General features: G+C 35.0%; 4 protein-coding genes. All 4 read left to right on the top strand.

All coding sequences use genetic code 11. The features are described 5' to 3' along the window. Positions 1–115 (top strand): F0F1 ATP synthase subunit delta (locus VFS71_RS10705; protein WP_326401209.1); only part of this gene is annotated, 115 nt, incomplete at its 5' end. A gap of 36 nt (positions 116–151) precedes the next feature. Continuing rightward, on the top strand, positions 152–1,729 hold the full coding sequence (atpA, locus tag VFS71_RS10700; protein ID WP_111408331.1) for a F0F1 ATP synthase subunit alpha: 1,578 nt from the start codon (positions 152–154) through the stop codon (positions 1,727–1,729). Between the two features lie 73 nt (positions 1,730–1,802). Further along, a complete protein-coding gene (gene atpG / locus VFS71_RS10695) occupies positions 1,803–2,663 on the top strand; it encodes an ATP synthase F1 subunit gamma (RefSeq protein WP_326401207.1) in 861 nt (286 codons plus the stop codon). Positions 2,664–3,004: 341 nt separating this feature from the next. Beyond that, positions 3,005–3,429: GNAT family N-acetyltransferase (locus VFS71_RS10690; RefSeq protein ID WP_326401208.1), on the top strand; the 425-nt coding region annotated here is incomplete at its 3' end.

The following is a 3,429-nucleotide window of genomic DNA, read 5'->3' as shown; positions in this document are numbered from 1 at the left end:
AAATACTGTAGATCCTTCTATAATTGGAGGATTTATATTAAGAATAGGTGATCAGCAGTATAATGCTTCTGTTGCCAACAGATTACAAATATTAAAAAGAGAGTTAAGTAATTAGTTTTATTACACATTAGTGTCTAAATTATAAATTAAGATGGCGGAAATTAAACCTGCTGAAATATCAGCAATATTAAGAAAGCAAGTAGAAGGGTTTGAATCTGGTGCTACGCTAGAGGAAGTAGGAACAGTGCTTCAAGTTGGAGATGGTATTGCTCTTATTTATGGGCTTTCAAATGTTCAATACGGTGAATTAGTTGAATTCGAAAACGGATTAGAGGCTATCGTTTTGAACCTTGAACAAGACAATGTTGGGGTGGTACTTTTAGGACCTTCAACAGGAATCAAAGAAGGATCTACTGCAAAAAGAACACAACGTATTGCTTCTCTTAAAACAGGAGAAGGAATGGTAGGACGTGTAGTTAACACTCTTGGTTTTCCAATTGATGGAAAAGGACCAATCGGTGGTGAATTATTCGAAATGCCTTTGGAAAGAAAAGCTCCTGGAGTTATCTTCCGTCAACCAGTAACTGAGCCTTTGCAAACAGGTGTAAAAGCTGTTGATGCTATGATCCCAGTTGGTCGTGGACAACGTGAGTTGGTTATTGGTGACCGTCAAACAGGAAAATCTACTGTTTGTATTGATACCATCTTAAATCAAAAAGAATTTTACGATGCAGGAAAACCTGTATTTTGTATCTATGTAGCGATTGGTCAAAAAGCTTCTACTGTTGCAGGAATTGCAAAAACATTAGAAGAAAAAGGAGCAATGGCCTATACAGTGATCGTAGCAGCAAATGCTTCTGATCCAGCTCCAATGCAAGTTTACGCTCCTTTCGCAGGTGCTGCTATTGGAGAATATTTTAGAGATTCTGGTCGTCCAGCTTTAATTGTTTATGATGATTTATCTAAACAAGCAGTTGCATACCGTGAGGTTTCTCTTTTATTAAGAAGACCACCGGGACGTGAAGCATATCCTGGAGACGTTTTCTACTTACACTCTCGTTTATTAGAGCGTGCTTGTAAAGTGATTGCTGATGATGGAATTGCAAAAGACATGAACGATTTACCAGATTCTTTGAAAGGAATTGTAAAAGGTGGAGGTTCTTTGACTGCATTGCCAATTATCGAAACTCAAGCAGGTGACGTATCAGCATATATCCCAACAAACGTAATTTCGATTACAGATGGTCAGATTTTCTTGGATGGAGATTTGTTTAACTCAGGGGTTCGTCCAGCGATTAACGTAGGTATTTCTGTATCTCGTGTTGGAGGTAATGCTCAAATTAAATCAATGAAAAAAGTAGCAGGTACTTTGAAATTGGATCAAGCTCAATTCCGTGAATTGGAAGCGTTTGCTAAATTTGGTTCTGACCTTGATGCTGTTACATTGAACGTAATTGAAAAAGGAAAAAGAAACGTTGAAATCTTGAAACAAGGTTTGAATGACCCTTATACAGTTGAAGACCAAGTTGCAATTATCTATGCTGGATCTAAAAACTTATTGAGAAATGTTCCTGTGAATAAGGTGAAAGAATTTGAGAAAGATTTCTTGGAATTCTTGAACAACAAACACAGAGCTACTCTTGATGCTTTGAAAGCAGGAAAATTAACAGATGAAATTACAGACGTACTTGAAACTGTTGCAAAAGAAATTTCAGCGAAATATAACTAATCTAGTGAATAGTAATTAGTGATTGGCAAAGAGCTAGTCACTAGTTACTTCTTACTATTTACTTAAAAATAAAATGGCAAACTTAAAGGAAATCCGTAATAGAATTACTTCCATTTCATCTACGATGCAGATTACATCGGCAATGAAAATGGTTTCTGCAGCAAAGCTAAAGAAAGCACAAGATGCGATCACGGCAATGCGCCCTTATGCCGAAAAATTAACGGAATTATTACAAAATCTTTCAGCTTCACTTGATGGTGATGTTGGTGGTGAATTTACTACACAACGTGAGGTAAAAAAAGTTTTAATTGTTGCTATAACTTCTAATAGAGGTTTGTGTGGTGCTTTTAATACGAATGTAATTAAGGAAGCTAAAAATCGTTCTGAATATTATGTTGGTAAGCAAGTGGACATTTTTGCTATCGGTAAAAAAGGAAACGATATTTTATCAAAAACATTGACTGTAATTGATAATCAAAGTTCAATTTTTGATCAATTAACTTTTGAAAATGTTGCTGTTATTGCTGAAACATTAACTCAAAAATTTGTTGCTGGTGAATATGACAGAATTGAATTGGTTTACAATCAATTTAAAAATGCTGCTACTCAAATTGTACAAACGGAACAATTTTTGCCTTTAGCTCCTATTCAATCTGATAAAGCGGTATCTAATGGAGATTACATTTTTGAACCTGCAAAGGAACAAATTGTAATGACATTAATTCCAAAAGCATTAAAAACACAATTATACAAAGGTATTCGTGATTCATTTGCTTCAGAGCACGGAGCACGTATGACTGCAATGCACAAAGCAACAGACAACGCAACCGACTTGAGAGATCAATTGAAATTGACTTATAATAAAGCTCGTCAGGCAGCTATTACCAATGAAATCCTTGAGATTGTTGGTGGAGCAGAAGCTTTGAAAGGGTAATTTATAAAATACATTAAATGAAAAAAGAGCCATTTGGCTCTTTTTTTATGCTTTGTTTTTAAAGGAACAAATAGCTTTATAATCCTTCTGCTCTATGTTTAAGGGTGAATCTAGCTTTTCCCTGGGCTTTTTTTTGAGGGAACAATTAGCTTTATAAACCCTATGCTCTGTTTTGTGGGGATCAATTAGCTTTATAAACCCCTTATCTTAATTTTGTTATACAAATATCTGTCATTATAAGGGTTTACACAATACCCACTTTTGGTGATATTTCAATAATTTTTTTGGCTTATCTGAATGGCTCTTTTTTGTTTATTTTTGTTCATCTATTTTTAAATTCTATTCAATTGAAACTCGTCGAACTCACCACCGTGCCAGATATGCTGGCTCAAATTGAAGTGATGCAACATTTGTATCCCAAACTTACTTTAGAAAAGTATGAATCATACTTGCAGGAAATGGTTCCCCATAATTACAAGCAAGTGGCAGTTTTTGAAAATGATATCTGCGTTGGACTATCTGGTTTTTGGACGGCAATTAAACTTTGGACTGGAAAGTATATAGAAATTGATAATTTTATTGTTCATTCTGAACATCGTTCTAAGGGAATTGGAAAGATGATGACTGACTATATTGATGTAAAAGCCAGAGCTGAAGGATGTACCGCTATTGTTTTGGATGCTTTCACTGGTAATTTTACTGCCCATCGTTTTTATTATAATCAAGGGTATGAACCAAGGGGCTTTCATTTTTTAAAAATGCTAAA

This window comes from Flavobacterium sp. (assembly GCF_035760125.1).
GTDB lineage: Bacteria > Bacteroidota > Bacteroidia > Flavobacteriales > Flavobacteriaceae > Flavobacterium.
Note: the sequence above shows the minus strand (reverse complement) of the source record. Positions and strands in the feature narration are given on the sequence as shown.